The sequence below is a fragment of the Enterobacter sp. IF2SW-B1 genome (assembly GCF_001743375.1).
In the GTDB taxonomy this organism is placed as follows: Bacteria; Pseudomonadota; Gammaproteobacteria; order Enterobacterales; family Enterobacteriaceae; genus Enterobacter; species Enterobacter bugandensis.
This window is the reverse complement of sequence record NZ_MJAA01000005.1, coordinates 114583-132518: the sequence shown is the minus strand read 5'-3', so window position 1 is coordinate 132518 and position 17936 is coordinate 114583. Positions and strand designations below refer to the sequence as shown.

Genomic DNA, 17936 nt, shown 5'->3' with positions numbered 1-17936 from the left:
TCTAGCCGAAGCGTTGTCATCTCTCGAATTAAAACCCTATTTCCTGAATCCCCCTCGCAAATTCCAAATTAACCCGACACCAAACCGCTGTGTTTATATTCAGCCCTGTATAATGAGCACCAGAAAGTACGCCGAACGGCAAATGAAGTATCAAAGAATATTTAACGAGGAATTCGCGATATGAAGGTGCTGCAACACCCCCATACCGCTAACCACAACCAACTACTGAGGAGTTGAAAATGGCTGCGACGAATTTTAAGCCAGAGTTTACCGTTTGCAAAACAGAATCAGACGCTTTCACCGGCATGATTGAAAACCGCGAGCTAGTACGCAAAAATAGCGCCCGCCGCCTTCACGGCAACCCGCCCAACGCGGCACCCGTCCATCCCCGCGCGGAAACGCCGCAGGACAGCGCAGCCTGCTGCGAACTGTATGCGCGCATAGACATGAAATATCTTCTGCTGGGCGGCGACTGGTTAACCCGTGCAGGCTTTATCAACGGTATGCCGGTGAAAATCCGCGCCATGAAAGACTGCATCGTGATTACGCCACAGCATACAAGAGAATTATGGGGATGCCTGGAAGGTATGAGCGTGGTGAATATAAATAAACAGAAAGTCGCGCAGTGGTTGAAGACGTTTCCGGGCGCGTTGAATGATACGGGGGATATACCCGTTGTGAAGCGGGGAATCGGGCAAGCGATGCCTGAGTAGTTCTGGCTTCCTGCTTTATATTCCTGGAGCAATAAAACGATACGGGCATGTTATCCCATGCCCGTATTCATCAGAAATCACTCGTGCTTTACCTGCTCTTTCACAGCCTTAACCAGCACAGCGTGAAGTTCGCCAACGGTTAAATCGCGTATCACAGGTTCTGGTATGCCACGCACCCAGCGGATAAATCGACAGATGCCAAAAAAGTCTATACCTTCACCCGTAAACAGATACTCGTTATCAGCAAGAGCGAACGTTTTCCTATAGCCATCCTCTTCCATGGCAAGCTGAACGCCAAACGCTTTTTCGCAGTCTTCCAGTAGGTCTTCGCCATCCATACCGCAAATATGCAAATCGGCTTCAATCCAGGTGTTGTTATCAATAGGTTTACGATGTATCCCAGAGGACTCACGAACGACCTCAATAACTTGTGCGAGAGTAGGTTCCATTTACAAAAAATTCCGTATTCGTTAGATTCAATTGGCTATCCGGAACTTAACAGTCACCCGCTATTAGATAAGGTGTGAAGTAGAGTACTGCTCCAGAAAGCATGATTATCTTTGCTATGGTTTGAAACCGGATTTACCATTTTCCCTACGCCACTCCTTTACTTCCTGGACTACGCCTTCGGGGCTGTCTACTCTATCTTCTCGTGGATAGTAAATAAGATCGGAACCATCAGGGTGCTGCGTCAATCGTTTGAATTCGAGGATTTTTTTTATATCTTCAGCTTCAGTGGTACCAGATACATCAAAAAATTTTCTTACAAATTCCAAAAATTGTTCTTCTGTGTAATCTTCAATTTTATCCATTTTTTCATCTTAGATGAGATCTTTTAGTATGCCCGATACGATTATCGGGCAATGCCTCTCACCAATTATCCCTATAGTCGAAAGAAACCTGATAGTCATAAATAGTAGGGGTTATTTTATGTAAGAAATGGGGTTGGAGAACGGGTATCCATTCGGCTTCAACATCAAAAAAACCATTATTCACATTGTTTTTAGTCGGTATATGAAGACCTTTGGTCATGATCTCCGCATTATCGCCGAAGTCGTTCGAAAATTCTGTCCCTTCACTTAGCTCAGTCCTCATATCATACCATTGCAATCTAATCTTCAAACCCATGGTAGCCCTCTTTTTTGAATTAATGATTCTAAAGTTAGGTTAAATTTCCCCTCCAGAAAGCTGAAAGGTTAAATCAGCAGAATAAAATGTTCTTCCAAGAAGGCTTTCTAAAAGATGTGCCTGATGCTCATTGATATTATAGACGCCAATACCATGCGAAAAATCGCTTCTATCTTCAGTATTCATCCCCATAATCATACATAGATCATTGAGGTTTTGATGCGGTATTTCGATTTCGAAAAGCAAATCTTCATCTGTTTTGCTGTATGCATCAATTGTGTAAATGATCATTATTTTTCTACCTTTCTGGTTGGGTCTGCTGGTTTAGTTTGCTTACCCGTAGTGGGATCAAACTCACCGAGGTGATTGCGTCCTGAACGATCATATACCTCAACTGTACCGTGTTGAGAGTCCCATTCGTAAATTTTACCTTTTGAATCTTTCCAACGGGTACGCAGTTTTCCTCCCCCTTTAACTGGTGTTTTCGCTTGAGCTTTCTTAGCATCAGGAAATGCTGATAAAGGAGGATTTCCTTTAGGAGGTGAATGGTATTTGTGATCTGAATTTATAGAGACATAAATGGGCGGCACCCCGCCTACTGGCAGAATCAGAATATAATCCGCAAACGTCTTCTCTTCCGGTGTCGGGCTGGTCGTCACACCAATCCCCGTATCCTCCGGCAGCGGGTCAACCACAACCGGGTTCGGTATCCGTACCGGGTTGTGATTGCCCGTATCCCACGGCTTACTGTCTCCGGTGCGGTCCGGTGTCCAGATGAGGGTGATACCGGGGTCTTCTTCGGTGGTAAAGGTGTACGCCTGGCGTTGGCTATCCCACTCCATCCTGCGAACGCGCACGCTGTCTTTGCCCGGCGGCGTATGCCAGCCGCGCGGTGTCGGGTTACCGCTGGCGTCGTTCTCCCAGGTGAAGCGAACGCGGGTAGGGGCTTCCCGCATCTGTTCGGCGCGCATCCTGTCGATAAAATCCTGTTCGCCGTCGTTCAGCTTGCCGGGGTACATTCCTATCAGCAGCCCTGCGACAGGGGCACCAAGGCCTCCCGTGGCTATCTCGCCAAGTGCAGCGCCGCGCACGGCCCAGGTGCCAGGAGTGATTGTGCTCCCGCCAACCAGAACAAGTTCGCTGGCATCGGCGATCGCGGTCCGTGCAATCCAGGCCCTTTCTTCGTCCGCAACGGCAGCCTGATAGTCCATCTCCTCGTGATGCCCATTCCACCAAAGATAAAGCGCGCTGCGTTGCTTCGGCTTTGGGATCGCCTTACGCTTTGCCGCCTGAGCGTGTTGCGGGGCGTCTTTAGGCATGGCCTGGTAAAATGCCATCTCGGCGAAGTTGGTGTGCGGCTCGCTTCCGGTGCCTGCATCGTTACAGCCTTCACCACGCAGGCAGGATTTCGCAAAGACCCGGTTGCGATCGCGTTCTTCTGTTCGCCGCAGCGCTTCGGCCTCTTCCTCTTTTCGGCGTACTGCGAGCATGGCCTGATGCTTTTCCTGTGCGATCTGTTCAGGAGAGGGACCGGAGCCGAGCCACTCTCCCGATGGGGCGATCACGCGGTTGGTTCCATGTGGGCAGCCACAAATGACGACAGAACCATCGACGGCTGAGGCTTGCCCCATCCAGTTAACGCGAGGTTCGCCGTCTGCAACAACGCCCTGCTTGCCGCATTTAGGGCATGCCGTGGTTTTATCGCCAACGCGGATAACGCCGCGACCGTGCTCGGTGCAGTTGGGCAGGGTGCTACAACATATCGCGCCGGTGGTCGTTCTGTCGCCGTGCAGCGCCTGACCGCGGCCGTAGTTCGTTGAACGGTAGCCCATGGCCTATTCTCCGGGCCAGGTTAAGAAATCCTCTTGAGGTGGAATACCTTCGCGGGTGACCAGATAAATACTGCCGAGCGGTGTGCTGATAATCTCGTCATCGTTATCAAGCAGGCTACCAACCAGGGCAACGCCGTGTCCTTTCCACGTAAACGCGGTTCCTGATGAGGTCATAATCGTGGCGAGCGTTCCATCCGGATAGGCCACACAGTCTCCTTCGACAATCGGGCTGGTGTAACTACCATCGTCCATGAGCATTGTGGCTTCACGATCGACGGGAAGTACCATGCCGCCCATTCGGGTCTGGCTGCCAGCCGTGGCAATCCGCCAGATGGCGGTGACGGGATGTAGTCGATGAAAGGCTTCCTGTTCAGCAATAATGGCGCGCGTGTCCTCAGGCATGGCGGCCAGTTGTTCATCGGAAAAAGGCGAACGATCTATTTCCGCTTTCAACTCAGCGGTAAATTCATTGGTATAAAGCTGCATGACAATTCCTTGTAGGGGTAGAAGAGTAAATGCAGCAATGCTAGGTTTTAGACTGTATAGCGAATATACATAAAGTGGTTAATAAGCCGGGCTAAATTCCGAAATGAATACCCAGATTGATATTGGTCATCTTTTAAAGAAGGGATGGTAATGGTTCCTGTTAATAATAAATGTAATATTCGCTGAATTGCCGATAATAATATTATGTAGCGCATGTATTATTTGAATACATACGCTGTATGACGTTATTTTAAAACACCGGCACCCCCAGCCCAACCTTCACCTCCCTCAACGTCTCCTGCGTCACCCCCTGCGCCCGTTCGGTCCCGTGCTTCAGCATCGCCATTAGCTCCCCCTTATCCCGCATATACATCGCCCGCCGCTCCCGCATCGGTGCAATCAGCTCCTGCAAACACGCCTCCAGCTCGTTCTTACATACCCGGTCACCCAGCCCGCCGGCCTGATAGTGCGCCTTCATCGCCGCCACTTTCTCCTTGTCCGGATGAAACGCGTCGAGGTACGTAAACACCACGTTCCCCTCAATCTGCCCCGGGTCGCTCACCTTCAGGTGGTTCGGGTCGGTGTACATCGCGCTGACCGCACGGTGAATGGTCTCTTCGCTGGCCGAAAGGTGCAGCGTGTTGCCCAGCGATTTCGACATCTTGGCGCTGCCGTCGATGCCGGGCAGGCGGCTGGTGTCGCTCAGCATCGCCTTGCAGTGGCGCAGCACCGGAGCGGGCAGCAGGCTATTCATCTTGTGGACGATCTCGTTGGTCTGCTCAATCATCGGCAGCTGGTCGTCGCCGACGGGCACGCACTCGGCCTTGAACGCGGTGATGTCCGCTGCCTGGCTGATGGGGTAGGCCATAAACCCGACCGGCAGCGAGCGGGCGAAGCCCTTCTGCACAATCTCGTTTTTCACCGTCGGGTTACGCTCCACGCGGGCGACGGTGACGATGTTCATATACAGCATCGTCAGCTCGGCGAGGGCGGGCAGGGCGGACTGGAGGCAGATCGTGGTCATGTTCGGGTCGATGCCGGCGGCGAGGTAGTCGGCCAGCACTTCGGGGATGTTGTCGCGAATTTTTTGCGGGTTGCTGCCGTTGTCGGTCAGCCCCTGCAGGTCGGCAATCAGCACAAACTGGTTGTGCGTGTGCTGGAGCGCCACGCGCTGGCGCAGCGATCCGACGAAGTGGCCGAGGTGCAGCGGGCCGGTTGGGCGATCGCCGGTGAGGATGGTGGGTGCGTTCATAAAGACTCCTTAACGTTGTAATGCCGAAAGGGGTCTTAGAAAAGTGAAAGCCACCTTTCGGCGGCTATCTGAAAATGGGGAAAACTACTCCGTGCCGCCTTTAAGAAGGCAGCCACCAGCGGTTTACGGTGAGGACGGCGTGGTTTATGTTCATCTCTTTACCGTACCACGTCCGGCGCGAAAAACAAAAGGGCACGTCATGCTGCAATCACTCAACCACCTGACCCTCGCGGTCAGCGACCTGCAAAAAAGCGTCACCTTCTGGCACGAACTGCTTGGTCTGACGCTGCACGCCCGCTGGAATACCGGGGCCTATCTCACCTGCGGCGATCTGTGGGTCTGCCTGTCGTACGACGAGGCGCGCCGGTACGTGCCGCCGCAGGAGAGCGACTATACCCACTACGCCTTTACCGTGGCGGAAGCGGATTTTGAACCGTTCTCGCAAAGACTTGAGCAGGCGGGCGTCACCGTCTGGAAGCAGAACAAAAGCGAGGGGGCGTCGTTCTATTTTCTCGACCCGGACGGGCACAAGCTGGAGCTGCACGTGGGCAGCCTCGCCGCGCGGCTGGCGGCGTGTCGCGAGAAGCCCTACGCTGGCATGGTGTTTACCTCAGACGAGGCTTGAGGCACGCACCTTCAGCCTGCCCGCCAGCGTCACGTGCGTGGCGGCATCTTCCTCATTGCACAGGTACTCCACCGCCAGCCGTCCCAGTTCGCTGTAGGGCAGCTGAATACTGGTCAGCGGCGGGGTGAGCTGCTCGGAGATCTTCTGGTCGTCGTAACCCGCCAGCAGCATGTCCTGCGGGATGCGCACGCCGTTCACCGCCAGCGCCTGATAGCAGCCAATCGCCAGCCAGTCGCTGGCGCAGAAGATGGCGTCCGGGCGCTCGGCCAGTTCCAGCAGGGCTGTGGTGGCGGTAAAGGACTCGCTGAACTGCCAGTTGGTCTGACGCACCAGGCCGTCGTCGCACGCTAATCCGGCCTGCTGTAGCGCCGCCCGGTAGCCCGCCAGTCGCTGGCGCGAGGCCTCCATCCAGCTCTCGCCGGTGATGTGGGCGATGCGCGTGGCCCCGCAGGCGATGAGGTGTTTAGTGACCTGGAAGGCGTTGGCGTAGTCGTCCGGGATAAACGACGGCAGCAGCGGCGAGCCGGGGTCTCGCTGGTTGAGTAGCACCAGCGGGATGCGGGTACAGTCGTGAAACGCCGTCATGTCCACCAGCGTGGTGACCGGAGAGGCGAGAATAATCCCGATGCAGTTGCGCTTCTCCAGCTGGCGGATAATGTTCAGCGCCAGCTCCACGTCGTCGCCGTAGTCGTAGACGGTGAGCAGGGTCTCGTTGCGCCACGCGGCTTCCCGCGCCTGGCTGATGGCGTCGATAAACGGGTCAAAGCTCTGCAGCGAGCTGACCAACAGGGCGATCTCTTCCTGGTTGCGCGGGGCGTGAACGGCGGGGAGGCGGTCGTAGCCGAGCTCGGTGGCGACGCTAATCACCCTGTGGCGGGTGTCGTCGCTGAGCTTGATGTTGCGGGACTGGTTGAGCACCAGCGATACCGTTGCCTGCGACACCCCTGCCGCCCGCGCAATATCGTTCATCGTCACTTTTGTTTTTCGATTCATCCGTCCTCTCCCTTTCGCGACTTCGCATCATACCCTAACCGCACGCTTTAGCGCCGTCGATCACGTTTCTCATTCATCGAAGCGTGAACTTTGTGAGGGGCATCGCTTTTCTAAACGCCGTAATTTGCGCATTTATCCTGCAACTAATATTTATTAGCTAAACATTATCAGTAAGAGGATGCGTAATGAAAGAGCAGTGGAGCAGGGAGCAGGCACAGGCGTGGTATGAGCAGAAAGGCTGGCTGTGCGGGTTTAACTATTTGCCGTCGACGGCGGTGAACTGGACCGATATCTGGCAAGCAGAGACCTTCGATGCCGCAACCATTGACCGCGAGCTGGGCTGGGCGGCGGAGGCGGGCTATAACACCCTGCGCATCAACCTGCCGTTTATCGTCTGGGAGCATGACCGCGACGGGCTGATGGCGCGTATCGACCGCTTTTTGACGATTGCCGACGACCACGGGTTCAGCACCATGCTGACCCTGATGGACGACTGCGGCTTCTCCGGTGACGAGCCGTACCTTGGCCCGCAAAAGCCGCCCGTGCCGGGCAAGCACAACAGCCAGGCGGCGGCGAGCCCCGGTCGCGATAAGGTGTGCGATCCCGACTGCTGGCCGCAGATTGAACGCTATATCCGCGACGTTGTTCGCCAGTTCCGCGACGACAGGCGCGTGTTGCTGTGGGATCTCTATAACGAGCCGGGCAACCGCGGCATTTTCGCGACGGGCACGCAGGAGGTGCAGTACGACGCGAAGCTGGAGACCTGCGCCCACGCGCTGATGAAGCTGGCGTTCCAGTGGGTGCGTGAAGAAGACCCGACCCAGCCGCTCACCGTCTGCGCGTGGCGCGTCCCGCCGGAAGAGGAGGGCGAGACGTTCTTCCAGCACCCGCTGGACCAGACCGCGCTGGCGCTCTCGGACGTGGTGAGCTTCCACGCCTACACCCACACGGGGCGCATGACGGCGATGATTCAGCAGCTGCAAAAGCTCGGTCGCCCGCTGTTCTGCACCGAATGGCTGGCACGCCACGTGGGCAGCACGATTGAAGAACAGCTTCCGCTGATGTACATGGCGAAGGTTGCGCCGTATCAGTGGGGGCTTGTGCGCGGCAAAACCCAGACGTGGCTGCCGTGGCCGGTGGTGATGAAGGAGTCCACGGACTACTGTCGCCTCTGGTTCCACGACGTGTTTGAGGAGAACGGCATTCCGTTCTCACGCGCTGAAATTGCGCTGATGCAGAAGCTGCGCAAAATCGCCCCGAATCCGCAGGGCTAATAATAACGACCCGGCGCGCTGTCGCCGGGCAACCAGGTACGCACTATGGCAACGACAATGAAAATACCGTCTCGCGAGTTGTGGTCTTATTTTGGCTATGGTTTAGGTCAGTGTTTTAGCTTTGGTTTAGTGGGTTCGTTTATTAACTATTTTTACACCGACGTGCTGGGGATCTCGGCGCTGGCGGCGAGCACCATCTTCCTGATTGCCCGCGCGTGGGACGCGGTTCACGATCCGCTGTTTGCCAGCATAATGGACACCATTAACAGCCGGTTCGGCAAGTTTCGCCACTTTTTGCTGATCGCGCCGCTGCTGATTACCGGCGTCACGCTGCTGTCGTTTTATAAAATCGAAGCGGACATGACCACCAAAATCCTCTACGCCGGGGTGACGTATATCCTGTGGGGGACGCTGTACGCCATCTCCGATATCCCGTTCTGGTCGATGTCGTCGGTGATGACCAACGACTCCGGTCAGCGCACCCGCGCGGTGACGGCGGCGATGCTCGGGGTGAACGCCGGGATTGCCTGCGCCAACATCTTCTTCCCGAAGCTGGCGGCGTTCTTCGCCCAGTACAGCAACGATAAAGGCTACTTTATGGCGGCGCTGGTGATGATGCTGGTGGGCCTGCCGCTGATGCTCAACGGCTTTATGCAGATCAAAGAGCGTGTGCCGCCGAGCCCGGAAAAGGTGACCATCCGCGACACCTTCCACAACCTGCGCCAGAACAAGCCGCTGTTTATCGTCCTGCTGTCGTTCTTCTTTTGCGTGTTCCACAACGTGGCGGGCGGGCTGTATATCTACTTCTTTATCAACAACCTGGGCGACGGCAGCCTGCAGATGGCGATTGGCGTGATGGGCATTGTGGCGGCGGTGCTGTGTCTGGTCGCCCCGATGCTGACGCGCCGGATGCAGAAGCGGAAGCTGTTTATGATCCTCTGCGGGCTGGACGTGGCGGTGCGCGTGGTGATGTGGTTTGTCGGCTATCAGCAGGTGACGATGCTGTTTATTCTGCTCGGCCTGAGCACGCTATTCGTGATGATGACCAACATCCTCACCTCGTCGATGATTGCCGACACCATTGAGTACGCGGAGTACCACACTAACAAGCGCTGCGCGGCGATCACCTTCTCCGGGCAGACCTTTACCGGCAAGATGTCGGTGGCGGTGGGGGGGGGGTTAATTGGCGTGTTCCTGACGATGATCGGCTACGTGCCGCAGGCGCAGATCCAGAGCGAAGGCGTACTGTCGGGGCTGTTCTTTGGGATTTGCCTGCTGCCGGCGATTGGGTCGCTGATCCGCATGGGCTTTATGTCGCGCTTTACCTTTACCGAGGAGAAGCATGCGGAGGTATGTCGGTTGCTGGCGGAGCGTCGGCATCATGTAGAAAATAGCCGTGCGGAGAATGAGCGGCTGGAGCGTCCGGCCCCGGCGAACTAAGAGAAATGGGCGCCTGTCATGCAGGCGTCCACTTCAGAACTTAATTCACGTCAGTTATCCCACAGCAATCACGCGCTAATTTCAATAATTGCTGAGTCATTGTGGCGGCATCTGCTGCTAAATCTAAGGTGGCAAAGTGGATTTTATGCCCCTGTACCTCAACGAATTCGTAGAGCATTACATCGACGGCTGGATGAAGTAATAATCCAGCTGAACGGAGAGATAATGGGTCTGTTCGGTTCTCCTGCGTTCGCAGATAGGTATAAATCTGGTAGATATAACCGCTGCGCAAGCTCTTATCGCGATACCAGCCTTTAGTCAGAATGTTATTGAATTTGGTGTCGATGATGACGCGCTGTGGAGGTTGCTTGTGCTCAAGAATAATGTCCGAGTTCATGGTTGGGAAAATACTTTCGCTCCCTGCACTATGAGACGTTAATCCCCATTTCAACTCTTTTCCGGCAGCGACTGTCCAGTCTTTTTTGGGAAGATGGAAGTGATAGAAACCCGCCATACTTTTCTCGAAGAGCTTGCGCATCCAATAAGGGTCATCAGAAGGCGTTGGCAACAGTTTTTGCCCCGCAGTTTGGGTTGGTAGCCATAATTCAAATGCCAGCTTCGCGGCATCGACCATGGCTTTATCCGCCGCATCATGGCGGCCAAAACGTGTGATTGACGGCAGTTCACCTTTGCCGGGCATACCCCCCTCAATACCACGACGACGCAAATTGATTGCCATTGTGCGACATTGTGCAGCCAGCGTGCCGTTGCTGAGCAGCGGAACAAGGTGCTCTAACGCAGAGCGAACATAGCGATTTCGTGGTGTGTCCAGCGTCATTTCCTGAAACTGGCAGGCTACCTGTGCCCGCTCAAGCAATTGTCGACTAGTTGTGCGCAGAACATCAATGCGTCCCCTTACCCTGTTAAGCGTGGCGCGGCGAGTATGGTATCCCATACTTAAATGCCTTAACAGCCGCTGCTCCACTTCGTGAAGCAGGATCCTGGCCACCAGCGCCGGGATCTCCTCCGGGTTGTTTTCAGCGGCAACCATGCTGCGCCCGTGGTGGCGAAACAGACTGGAGGCGTACAGCATCAATAGCCAGATATTCCGCAAAGGAATACGCGATACAGCTGCCCGAGCCTGCGTATCGTCACGTTCAGCAAGATCGGTCATACGCTGAGAAGCTCCTTTCTGTAATCCTGGACTTTCTCCGGCGCATCAAACCAGTATTCGGCAAGTAAAGGGCAGATTTCGGTTTCGACAATCTGCTCGTACCAGGTCATCCCGTCGTCAATTTTCAACCCCGCAGGTGGGGTAACATAGCTATGCCCGATACAAAATTGAGGTCCCAGGGCCGCATCCCTGGACAATTTTTCATTTAAAGCGGTTAATTTGGATTCGATAAGGGCTAATGTTTCCAGGCTCACATTAAACCGTTGGTTAACCCATTTTTTCCACGCGTCGTTAAACTCGGGCTTTAGATCAATAAACGCAAAGCGGCGCCGTAATGCCAGGTCTAGCAGGGCAAGCGAGCGGTCAGCGATATTCATCGTCCCGATGATATACAGGTTTTCAGGAATGTAGGTTTTTTCATCCATATCAGATCGATATGAGAGCTCAAGCGCCTCATTCGGCGTACGTTTATCCGCCTCCATCAGCGTCAGCGTTTCGCCAAAAATTTGCGCAGGATTGCCCCGGTTAATCTCCTCAATAATGACCACGTACTTAGTTGTCGGATCGTTTACTGCTTTGTCGATTGCATGGAGAAAAGGCCCGTCTACCAGTGCTAAACGTCCTTCATTGTTAGGACGCCAGCCGCGAATAAAGTCTTCGTAGGAGAGGGTAGGGTGGAACTGCACCGCGCTGATGCGCTTAGAGGTTTCCTCGCCCATCAGACAATACGCCAGACGGCGCGCAAGCCAGGTTTTACCGGTTCCCGGCGGGCCCTGAAGGATCAGGTTTTTTTTGGCCTGTAACCGCTGAAGGATGAATTGGATTTTTTCCTCTTCTAAAAAGCAGCCCTCATCGATCAAATTGCTTATCGCGTAAGGCTTGTGGGGGATTTCTGCGGGCACGTTCTCTTCAACCGTTTCCTCGGTGATGCTCTGCAATTCACCTTTATCGAAGTTGAGGTATTCATAATTGCCGGGGGTCTGAAACTCCAGTTCATCATCATCACGTAGTTTTTGCAGATAATATGAAATGGATGATTCAATAGTATTGTTATTGGGATAATCCGCCTTAATCTCATCCAGATAGGCCTCTTTTAACTCCCTCAAAGAGAAAAATGGGCTGTCTTTTCGTAGGCACAGCACCTTGATCTTATTGAGCAAATACGCTTTCCATGTCAGCCGCTCGACTTCATCATTTGACTGTTGCAAATCGATATTCCATGCCGCCAGAGAGAGTTCAGGGAAGGAGTGAACCGGATAGTTTGGCTGGGTAAAAGCCTTTTTGAGCGCCAGGGCTACGGTCTGATAGTTGTGTCCGCTACAGCGCCCTTTGGCACCTTTTTTAATGATTTTAATGTTCAGGACTTTCTGGATGTAGTACTGAGACTGGCTATCCAGCGTAGGGTAGAACCAGGGGCGTAGCCAGTACAATCCCATTGTCAGGTTCCAGCCCACATTGCGCACGTTAGATACGGCGTCATAAGAAAAGAGGAAGTCAGCGGGATCGGCGTTTGGGGTGTCGGCGAAGGAGATTGCCTGAGAAAACATTTCCCACAGCGTATCGATGTCTTCAGGCTTACGTGATTTCTCATAGCCAAAGAACCATGATTTCTGATTGTTAAGTAGCGGAATACCGTCGAACGATTCAGGAACCTTTTCGCGTACGCCTATCAGTTTTGCCAGGCTGGCTGCGATATTTCTTCGGTTGGTAACGGTAAGCGAGCGATTAAACAACCCCATAGTGGTGAAAGGACAAATGTCTTTCAAAGGATGGGGGACGCCATTAGCGGGCTTGTCCTGTAGGTGTGACATACTACCAATCTCAGCAGCAATGCGGTGAATACCCGCCACCAACTCCTCTCTTCGATTTCGCCAGGTCAGTAGCTGAGAGGCAAAAGCCTGATAAAAGTCTGCCCATTCGAATCTGACGTCTTGCTCAACTGCGTCCATATGCTCTCCAGTAAAATTACAGGCTTCAGTAACCTGGCGAATGAATTTTACGGGATTGCAAGCCTGAGTGAATAACTACCTAAAACAGTGATCTATAAGGGCATGCCGGATCAACATGCCCCTGGACGACGTTACAGCGACTTCACAAACGCCAGCAGATCTTCGTTGAGCTGATCCTGGTGGGTCAGCGCGAAGCCGTGCGGCGCGTTGTCGTACACCTTCAGCGTGGCGTTTTTGATCATCTCTGCCGCCAGCTTGCCGGTGCTTTCAAACGGCACGATCTGGTCGTTGCTGCCGTGGATCACCAGCGTCGGCACGTCGATTTTCGCCATATCCGGGCGGAAGTCGGTTTCGCCGAAGGCGGTCACGCAGTCGATGGTGCCCTTCAGGGATGCCAGCAGGGCGATGTTCAGCGTCTGCGTCAGGGCACCGGCAGAAACGGTCTGCCCGGCGTTGGTGCCGTAGAACGGCGTGGCGAAGTCGCTGATGAACTGGGCGCGATCTTTACGTAGTCCGTCGCGAATGCCGTCGAACACGCTCTGATCCACGCCCTGCGGGAAGGAGTCGGATTTACCAAAGATCGGCGTGACCGCGCCCAGCAGCGCCAGACCGGCCACGCGCGCGCTGCCGTAGTTGTTGATGTAGCGGGTCACGTCGCCGCCGCCCATGGAGAAGCCCACCAGCGTCACGTCCTGGAGGTCCAGGGTGGTGATCAGGTCGTTAATGTCGGACGCAAAGGTATCGTAGTCGTAGCCGTTCCACGGCTGATCCGAGCGGCCAAAGCCGCGACGGTCAAAGGCGATGGCGCGGAAGCCGCGCTCCGCCAGGTAGTTCAGCTGGCTGTCCCACATGTCGCCGTCCAGCGGCCAGCCGTGGCTGAAGAGAACCGGTTTGCCCGCGCCGCAGTCTTTGTAGTAAATCTGCGTGCCGTCTTTTGCCTTAAACGTTGCCATAGTGTGTTCCTGTACAGGTGATGGTGATGGTTATACCGGCGCGACCAGATAGCGAATTGCCGGTGATGTTGTGCCCTGATGAAAAGCCAGAACGCGGCTCTGCAGCAGGAGGTCATTCATGGTGTGGCGCTCCTGCTGGCGCAGATGCTCAATCCACGAGCCCATCAGGAAGGTCTCGATAAACAGACCGGGGCGCTCAATATCCTCGTACACCGCCCAGCTCATCGCGCCGGCGCGGCGGCGCACCCGGCGCAGCTCGTGTACCGCCTCCAGGAAGGCTTTCGCGTTCTGCGGGTCGATGATGTACTCGTGCGACACCAGCACCGGGCCGCGCTCGTTCGGCAGCTCAATCTCCACGCCGTCCAGCGGCTGGCCGCTCAGGTCGAGGTTTAAATCAGGATCTTTCTCCAGCTTCCAGCGGAACACCGTTGCGCTTGCCAGCACCATGCCCAGCGTGGCGACAACCAGCGAGGTTGGGGTGCCAAACTGAGAGGCGATCTGCCCCCAGATGGCGCTGCCCGTGGTCATCGAGCCGAAGAACACCGTCAGGTAGACCGCCAGCGCCCGGGCCTTCACCCAGCGGGCGGCGCTGCGCTGCGCGCCGAGGTTGAGGGTGGAGAGCACCGCAATCCACGCGAAGCCGGTGAAGAACTCAAACAGGTTCAGCAGCCAGACGTGGCGCACGAACGCCAGCGCCAGCATGGTGAGGGCAAAAACCAGGCTCGCGGCCACCATCAGCCGATCGGCGTTCAGCCGCTGGCGCAGGCGCGGCAGCAGGATCGCCCCGGCAATCGCCCCCAGGCCAATGCACGCCAGCATCATGCCGTAGCCCGCCGGGCCTAAGCCCAGCTCGCGGCGCGCAACCAGCGGCAGCAGCGCCCAGCCCGCGCTGCCGAAAACGAAGAACGCCACGGTGCGCACCAGCACGTTGCGCAGCACCGGCGCGGCGTGCACGTAGCGAATGCCGGAGCGCACCGCGGAGAAGAAGTGTTCCGGCGGCAGGCGCTGCACGGACGGCGCCGGACGCCAGCGCCACAGCACCCACGCCACGCCCACCACGGACAGCGCGTTCAGGGCAAACACCATCCACGGCCCGGCGAGCGAAAGCAGAAAACCGCCCAGCGCGGGGCCAATCGCCCGGCTGATGTTCACCCCGAGTGAGTTCAGCGCCACGGCGGCACCCAGCTCAGGCTTGCTCACCAGATCGGGCACCACGGCCTGGAACGGCGGCGAGCTCATCGCCGCGCCCACGCTCAGCAGGAACGTCGCCACCAGCAGAACGGTAGGGGTGACGTGTCCGGTGAAGGAGAGCACCGTCAGCCCGGCGGCGGCGATGAACACCCACAGCTGGGAGAAGAGCAGGTATTTACGCCGGTCAACGATGTCCGCCATCACCCCGGACGGCAGGGCGAAGAGAAACATCGGCAGGCTGCTCGCCGCCTGCACCAGCGCGATATCCAGCGGGTCGGCGCTGAGCGTCAGCATGCTCCAGTTGATGCCGACGTCGCTCATCCATGAGCCGACGTTAGATACCACCGTGGCGATCCACAGCATGCGGAACACCGGCTGGCTCAGCGGCTGCCAGGGCGAAACCGCCCGTGCGGGCGTCGTCTCAACGTGTGCGTCGCGAACGTCGTTAACCTGGGTCATGCGAACCTCTCCGTTGCCTTGCGCTGCAGCCGCCACTGGCCCGGCCCGGTGAGGGCGAGAGTGGTGAAGATAATCAGCAGCAGCCAGCCAAACTGCCCTTCGGCAATCGACCAGTCCGGGTGTACCGCCAGCATCGCCACCAGCAGCACGGCGATAATCGGCAGGCACGCCAGGCGGGTGTAGACGCCCGCAATGATCAACAGCGGGCAGATGACCTCGGCGACGATCGCCGGGATCAGGCTCGCGTAAGGCCCGAAGCCGAACGGATCTTCAATGCGCGTCAGCTCTTCGCTGAAGTGCAGCACCTTCGGCAGGCCGTGCACGTAGAGCAGCAGCAGGCTGCCGGTGAGGCGCAGGAAGAACAGCCCCAGGTCGACCCGGGGCGGCATAGTAGTGTTTTTCATCAGAATGCAAAGCAGCTGCAGCCCAGCGCCCCCCAGAAAGCGTTATCGTCGGATACCGGCATCTCTGACGTGCGGGCGAAATCATGCTGGTGGCTGTGAACCCCGCACGGGCCGCTGCAGTGGTGAGCCACACTCAAGCCGACGCGCGTAGCCTGCGGCGGCGCGCTGCGGTAGTGGCCCGGCACCTTCACCACCGGGGACCACTCGGGCAGGATCGGAATGGCCGGCGGCGCGAGCGGGCCGAAGGTGCCTGCGGCGTAGACGATGTCGCCGTTCACCACCGTCAGGACGGACTCGATGCCCTTGATCTCCTCTTCCGGCACGCGGAAGTAGTCTTTGCTCAGCACCGCCAGGTCGGCGAGCTGGCCAACTTTAATCTGTCCCTTCTGGTTCTGCTCGCTGGAGAACCACGCGCTGCCCTGGGTCCAGAGCATCAGGGCTGTGTCGCGGTCCAGACGGGCGCTATGATCGTACATCTGCATCCCGCCTACGGTGCGGCCGGAGACCAGCCAGTAGAGCGCGGTCCACGGGTTATAGCTCGCAACGCGGGTGGCGTCCGTCCCTAAGCCCACCGGCACGCCGGTCTCGAGCATTTTGGCCACCGGCGGCGTGTGGCGGGTAGCTTCGATGCCATAGCGCTCGGCAAAGTACTCCCCCTGGAAGGCCATGCGGTGCTGCACGGCAATGCCGCCGCCCAGCGCTTTGATGCGGTCGATGTTGGCCTGGGTAACGGTTTCCGCATGGTCGAAGAACCAGTGCAGGCCGTTGAACGGAATGTCGCGGTTAACTTTTTCGAACACGTCCAGCATGCGGCTGATGGATTCGTTATAGGTGGCGTGCAGGCGGAACGGCCAGCGGTGCTCCACCAGATGGCGCACCACGCGCTCCAGCTCGTCCTCCATGCCCGGCGCGAGGTCCGGGCGCGGCTCGAGGAAGTCTTCAAAATCGGCTGCGGAGAAGACCAGCATCTCGCCCGCGCCGTTGTGGCGGAAGAAGTCGCTGCCCTGGCCCGGCGTGAGCATGTCGGTCCATTTTTCAAAGTCTTCCAGCTCGTGGCCCGGACGCTGGGTAAACAGGTTATAGGCGATGCGGATGGTCATCTGCTTTTTCTCGTGCAGCTCGGCAATCACCTCGTAATCTTCCGGGTAGTTCTGGAAGCCGCCGCCCGCGTCGATGGCGCTGGTCAGCCCCAGACGGTTCAGCTCGCGCATAAACTGGCGCGTGGAGTTAACCTGCTGCTCCAGCGGCAGCTTCGGCCCTTTCGCCAGCGTGGCGTAGAGGATCATGGCGTTCGGACGGGCAATCAGCATCCCGGTCGGGTTGCCGTTGGCGTCGCGCTGGATCTCGCCGCCCGGCGGGTTCGGCGTCTCTTTGGTGTAGCCGACCACCTTCAGCGCGGCGCGGTTGAGCAGGGCGCGGTCGTACAGGTGCAGGATGAAGACCGGGGTGTCCGGCGCGGCGTCGTTAATCTCATCCAGCGTCGGCATGCGGCGCTCGGCAAATTGGAACTCGCTCCAGCCGCCCACCACGCGCACCCACTGGGGAGACGGCGTGCGCAGGGCCTGCTCTTTCAGCATCCGCAGGGCGTCGGCCAGGGACGGCACGCCTTCCCAGCGCAGCTCGAGGTTGTAGTTCAGCCCGCCGCGGATCAGGTGCAGGTGCGAGTCGTTCAGGCCGGGGATCGCGGTGTGGCCTTTCAAATCCACCACCTTAGTGCCGTCGCAGTGGTGCTGCATCACCTCGGCGACGGTACCCACTTCCAGAAATTTTCCATCGCGCACGGCAACGGCTTCCGCGACAGGGTTCTCGCGATCGACGGTGTGAAACTGGCCGTTAACCAGAATAAGATCGGCTTTACCGAGGGTAACCATAACTGCTCCTGACTGAGAGGGGGAATGGTCAGGATTATGGGAACCGGTTTCGGCAAAGATCCAGTTATACAATAGGATAGGTATACCAAAGTATAACTATACCTAAGGTTAACTATACGAAGAGATAATTACGCGCGGTGACGGAAAACCGCAGGATGAGGGTGACTTTATCGTCGCGGCGCTCGCGGCGAT

The 17936-nt window shown here is 56.8% G+C and carries 18 protein-coding genes; 4 read left to right on the top strand and 14 right to left on the bottom strand.

The features are described 5' to 3' along the window. Positions 1 to 239 precede the first annotated feature (239 nt). Complete coding sequence (locus tag A6013_RS25230) at positions 240 to 713, top strand: SymE family type I addiction module toxin (RefSeq protein ID WP_072204056.1); 474 nt, start codon at positions 240 to 242, stop codon at positions 711 to 713. 77 nt (positions 714 to 790) lie between these two features. Here A6013_RS25230 and A6013_RS12355 read toward each other — a convergent pair whose 3' ends face one another. The 7 genes from A6013_RS12355 to trpS form a co-directional block, all read right to left on the bottom strand. After that, complete coding sequence (locus A6013_RS12355; protein WP_069733156.1) at positions 791 to 1162, bottom strand: hypothetical protein; 372 nt, start codon at positions 1160 to 1162, stop codon at positions 791 to 793. A gap of 114 nt (positions 1163 to 1276) precedes the next feature. Beyond that, positions 1277 to 1525, bottom strand: a complete 249-nt coding sequence (locus A6013_RS25225; RefSeq protein ID WP_083264126.1) for a bacteriocin immunity protein — start codon at positions 1523 to 1525, stop codon at positions 1277 to 1279. Positions 1526 to 1583: 58 nt separating this feature from the next. Next, complete coding sequence (locus A6013_RS12345) at positions 1584 to 1841, bottom strand: colicin E3-like toxin immunity protein (RefSeq protein ID WP_069733154.1); 258 nt, start codon at positions 1839 to 1841, stop codon at positions 1584 to 1586. Between the two features lie 39 nt (positions 1842 to 1880). Continuing rightward, positions 1881 to 2132, bottom strand: coding sequence for a hypothetical protein (locus A6013_RS12340; RefSeq protein WP_069733153.1), 252 nt, complete (start codon positions 2130 to 2132; stop codon positions 1881 to 1883). Beyond that, positions 2132 to 3673, bottom strand: coding sequence for a colicin E3/pyocin S6 family cytotoxin (locus A6013_RS12335; RefSeq protein ID WP_069733152.1), 1542 nt, complete (start codon positions 3671 to 3673; stop codon positions 2132 to 2134). Before A6013_RS12335 ends, A6013_RS12340 begins: the two co-directional genes overlap by 1 nt. 3 nt (positions 3674 to 3676) lie before the next feature. After that, a complete protein-coding gene (locus A6013_RS12330; protein WP_069733151.1) occupies positions 3677 to 4159 on the bottom strand; it encodes a hypothetical protein in 483 nt (160 codons plus the stop codon). A 250-nt stretch (positions 4160 to 4409) separates the two neighbouring features. Next, positions 4410 to 5411: a tryptophan--tRNA ligase gene (gene trpS / locus A6013_RS12325; protein WP_069733150.1), complete on the bottom strand. Its 1002-nt coding sequence runs from the start codon at positions 5409 to 5411 to the stop codon at positions 4410 to 4412. 199 nt (positions 5412 to 5610) lie between these two features. Between trpS and fosA the strand changes: the two genes are divergently transcribed. After that, positions 5611 to 6036, top strand: a complete 426-nt coding sequence (gene fosA, locus A6013_RS12320; protein ID WP_045330267.1) for a FosA/FosA2 family fosfomycin resistance glutathione transferase — start codon at positions 5611 to 5613, stop codon at positions 6034 to 6036. Here the strand turns inward: fosA and A6013_RS12315 are convergent. Further along, entirely contained in the window at positions 6022 to 7029 is a 1008-nt protein-coding gene (locus A6013_RS12315) for a LacI family DNA-binding transcriptional regulator (protein WP_069733149.1), read from the bottom strand. The genes fosA and A6013_RS12315 overlap by 15 nt on opposite strands. 185 nt (positions 7030 to 7214) lie before the next feature. On the opposite strand from A6013_RS12315, the gene A6013_RS12310 reads away from it, so the two are divergent. Beyond that, positions 7215 to 8303, top strand: a complete 1089-nt coding sequence (locus tag A6013_RS12310) for a cellulase family glycosylhydrolase (RefSeq protein WP_069733148.1) — start codon at positions 7215 to 7217, stop codon at positions 8301 to 8303. A gap of 45 nt (positions 8304 to 8348) precedes the next feature. Continuing rightward, positions 8349 to 9743, top strand: a complete 1395-nt coding sequence (locus A6013_RS12305; protein WP_069733147.1) for an MFS transporter — start codon at positions 8349 to 8351, stop codon at positions 9741 to 9743. A gap of 40 nt (positions 9744 to 9783) precedes the next feature. Here A6013_RS12305 and mcrC read toward each other — a convergent pair whose 3' ends face one another. The 6 genes from mcrC to A6013_RS12275 all read right to left on the bottom strand — a co-directional run bounded on the left by mcrC (position 9784) and on the right by A6013_RS12275 (position 17744). Then, entirely contained in the window at positions 9784 to 10917 is a 1134-nt protein-coding gene (gene mcrC, locus A6013_RS12300) for a 5-methylcytosine-specific restriction endonuclease system specificity protein McrC (protein WP_069733146.1), read from the bottom strand. Further along, on the bottom strand, positions 10914 to 12866 hold the full coding sequence (locus A6013_RS12295) for an AAA family ATPase (protein WP_069733145.1): 1953 nt from the start codon (positions 12864 to 12866) through the stop codon (positions 10914 to 10916). Before A6013_RS12295 ends, mcrC begins: the two co-directional genes overlap by 4 nt. Positions 12867 to 12997: 131 nt before the next feature. Further along, positions 12998 to 13819 (bottom strand): alpha/beta fold hydrolase, encoded by an 822-nt coding sequence (locus A6013_RS12290; protein ID WP_044597222.1) that lies wholly within the window; start codon positions 13817 to 13819, stop codon positions 12998 to 13000. A 30-nt stretch (positions 13820 to 13849) separates the two neighbouring features. Next, positions 13850 to 15469 (bottom strand): MFS transporter, encoded by a 1620-nt coding sequence (locus A6013_RS12285; RefSeq protein WP_069733144.1) that lies wholly within the window; start codon positions 15467 to 15469, stop codon positions 13850 to 13852. Next, a complete protein-coding gene (locus A6013_RS12280) occupies positions 15466 to 15873 on the bottom strand; it encodes a DoxX family protein (protein ID WP_028015359.1) in 408 nt (135 codons plus the stop codon). Before A6013_RS12280 ends, A6013_RS12285 begins: the two co-directional genes overlap by 4 nt. Further along, positions 15873 to 17744: an amidohydrolase gene (locus tag A6013_RS12275; RefSeq protein WP_069733143.1), complete on the bottom strand. Its 1872-nt coding sequence runs from the start codon at positions 17742 to 17744 to the stop codon at positions 15873 to 15875. The genes A6013_RS12280 and A6013_RS12275 overlap by 1 nt, the downstream gene beginning before the upstream one ends. Between the last annotated feature and the right edge of the window lie 192 nt (positions 17745 to 17936).

Excerpts from the sequence above, each read along its gene's own strand:
- A6013_RS25230 (WP_072204056.1), top strand. The coding sequence starts at position 240 with ATGGCTGCGACGAATTTTAAGCCAGAGTTTACCGTTTGCAAAACAGAA.
- A6013_RS12355 (WP_069733156.1), bottom strand. The coding sequence starts at position 1,162 with ATGGAACCTACTCTCGCACAAGTTATTGAGGTCGTTCGTGAGTCCTCT.
- A6013_RS25225 (WP_083264126.1), bottom strand. The coding sequence starts at position 1,525 with ATGGATAAAATTGAAGATTACACAGAAGAACAATTTTTGGAATTTGTA.
- A6013_RS12345 (WP_069733154.1), bottom strand. The coding sequence starts at position 1,841 with ATGGGTTTGAAGATTAGATTGCAATGGTATGATATGAGGACTGAGCTA.
- A6013_RS12340 (WP_069733153.1), bottom strand. The coding sequence starts at position 2,132 with ATGATCATTTACACAATTGATGCATACAGCAAAACAGATGAAGATTTG.
- A6013_RS12335 (WP_069733152.1), bottom strand. The coding sequence starts at position 3,673 with ATGGGCTACCGTTCAACGAACTACGGCCGCGGTCAGGCGCTGCACGGC.
- A6013_RS12330 (WP_069733151.1), bottom strand. The coding sequence starts at position 4,159 with ATGCAGCTTTATACCAATGAATTTACCGCTGAGTTGAAAGCGGAAATA.
- trpS (WP_069733150.1), bottom strand. The coding sequence starts at position 5,411 with ATGAACGCACCCACCATCCTCACCGGCGATCGCCCAACCGGCCCGCTG.
- fosA (WP_045330267.1), top strand. The coding sequence starts at position 5,611 with ATGCTGCAATCACTCAACCACCTGACCCTCGCGGTCAGCGACCTGCAA.
- A6013_RS12315 (WP_069733149.1), bottom strand. The coding sequence starts at position 7,029 with ATGAATCGAAAAACAAAAGTGACGATGAACGATATTGCGCGGGCGGCA.
- A6013_RS12310 (WP_069733148.1), top strand. The coding sequence starts at position 7,215 with ATGAAAGAGCAGTGGAGCAGGGAGCAGGCACAGGCGTGGTATGAGCAG.
- A6013_RS12305 (WP_069733147.1), top strand. The coding sequence starts at position 8,349 with ATGGCAACGACAATGAAAATACCGTCTCGCGAGTTGTGGTCTTATTTT.
- mcrC (WP_069733146.1), bottom strand. The coding sequence starts at position 10,917 with ATGACCGATCTTGCTGAACGTGACGATACGCAGGCTCGGGCAGCTGTA.
- A6013_RS12295 (WP_069733145.1), bottom strand. The coding sequence starts at position 12,866 with ATGGACGCAGTTGAGCAAGACGTCAGATTCGAATGGGCAGACTTTTAT.
- A6013_RS12290 (WP_044597222.1), bottom strand. The coding sequence starts at position 13,819 with ATGGCAACGTTTAAGGCAAAAGACGGCACGCAGATTTACTACAAAGAC.
- A6013_RS12285 (WP_069733144.1), bottom strand. The coding sequence starts at position 15,469 with ATGACCCAGGTTAACGACGTTCGCGACGCACACGTTGAGACGACGCCC.
- A6013_RS12280 (WP_028015359.1), bottom strand. The coding sequence starts at position 15,873 with ATGAAAAACACTACTATGCCGCCCCGGGTCGACCTGGGGCTGTTCTTC.
- A6013_RS12275 (WP_069733143.1), bottom strand. The coding sequence starts at position 17,744 with ATGGTTACCCTCGGTAAAGCCGATCTTATTCTGGTTAACGGCCAGTTT.